Genomic DNA, 1,687 nt, shown 5'->3' with positions numbered 1-1,687 from the left:
TTAATGTTAGCGTCACCATGAGCAGCGGTGACATTTAAACCATTGCCCACTGTCGTCGTGACGTTAGCTTTCCCTTTTGCTGCCGTAATCTGCATACCGTCACCCACTTTGGTGACGACATTGCCTTCACTCCATAAGGCATTAAAACTGTCTCCTTTACCCACCTGAGTGACAATGTTAGCCTTACCTTTCGCCAGCACCACATTACGCCCGTCACCGACTTTAGTGATCACGTTGGCTTTGCCCCAGGCACCAGTGTAATCGTCACCGTTACCCACATGGGTAATGATGTTGGCATCGCCCTGAACCACCGTGACTTCTTGCCCATTACCCACTTTGGTAACAATGTTCGCTTGACCTTTCGCGAAGTTGTAACGGTCGCCATTTCCCACCTGAGTCAGGATATTCGCTTCACCCCAGACCGCATTCACCCCGGTGCCATCCCCAACTTTGGTGATAAGATTGGCTTTACCTTTGGCAAACCCCACTGTCGTGCCCTCGCCGACATGGGTCATCACGTTACCGACATCGGAAATAAGCAGGCCGACTGTCGTCCCCTTTCCTACTTTGGTCAGAATATTGCCTTTACCAAGCAAAACAGCCGCCGTCGTTGAGTTGCCCACGTGGGTAATAACGTTTGCTTTCGCCGCCGCAACCACCCCCATAAAATCATCACCCACTTTGGTAACGATATTGGCCTCACCCAGTGCCAAGACACCCGTTAAACCATCCCCCACATGGGTCATCATATTGGCTTTACCAAACATGGCCGCCAGCGTTGTGCCATTACCGACTTTGGTCATCACGTTCAGTTCGCCGGCAAACAAACCGATACTGGCGCCATCACCCACATGCGAATAGATATTGGCTTTCCCTATCATTAAAGCGGCGGTCAGGTCATTACCGACTTTGGTCAACACATTGGCCCCGCCAATCAGGGCTGCAAAGGTATTGCCATCCCCGATATGGGTAAAGATATTGGCTTTGCCAATCATCGCCGCCAGGGTCATGCCATTACCCACTTTCGTGGCGATATTGCCCTTTGCCAGCATCAGCGCAACACTTGTGCCATCCCCGATATGAGTGAACACATTGCCTGCGGCTACCATCAAGGCCAGCGCATTACCGTCACCCACTTTGGTAAAGACGTTCACTGCGCCGCCCATTAATGCCCATGCATCCCCTTTGCCGACATGGGTAAACAGGTTGCCCGCGCCAATCATGGCCGCAATTGATGTCCCCTCCCCGACTTTGGTGAAGATGTTCCCTGCCGCAGCCATCACGCCCAGTGTCAAACCGTCACCAACATGAGTCAACACGTTGCCAACGCCAAACAGGATGCCGGTCGTGTCACCCTTTCCGACTTTGGTCAAGATATTCGCGCCACCCAGCATCACGCCCGTGGTATTGCCGTCACCGATATGCGTAAGGACGTTCGCACCACCGCCCATGACCGCCAGCGCATTGCCTTTCCCTTTCTTGGTCAAGATGTTGGCGCCGCCCAACGCAATGGCGGTGGTGTTGGCGGTTTCAGTCTCATCACTGAGATGGGTGATAATATTGGCGCCACCGAACATACCGGTAACCAGATCTCCCGCACCGAGCTTAGTTAGTACGTTAGCGCCACCTAAAAGTACAGAAGAGATATCCCCTGCTCCGGCCTGAGTGATGACGTTAAAACCGCCCG

Annotated in this window: 1 protein-coding gene; it reads right to left on the bottom strand. The window is 53.2% G+C overall.

Going from position 1 to position 1,687, the window contains the following annotated elements:
• Nucleotides 1–1,687, bottom strand: a 1,687-nt coding sequence (gene rtxA, locus AACQ83_RS24015; protein WP_112879904.1) for an MARTX multifunctional-autoprocessing repeats-in-toxin holotoxin RtxA, incomplete at both ends; no start/stop codon positions are given.

The sequence above is a fragment of the Photorhabdus sp. S10-54 genome (assembly GCF_963878145.1).
GTDB classification, from domain to species: domain Bacteria; phylum Pseudomonadota; class Gammaproteobacteria; order Enterobacterales; family Enterobacteriaceae; genus Photorhabdus; species Photorhabdus kayaii.
The sequence above is the reverse complement of the archived record's forward strand: the minus strand, read 5'-3'. Positions and strand labels throughout refer to the sequence as shown.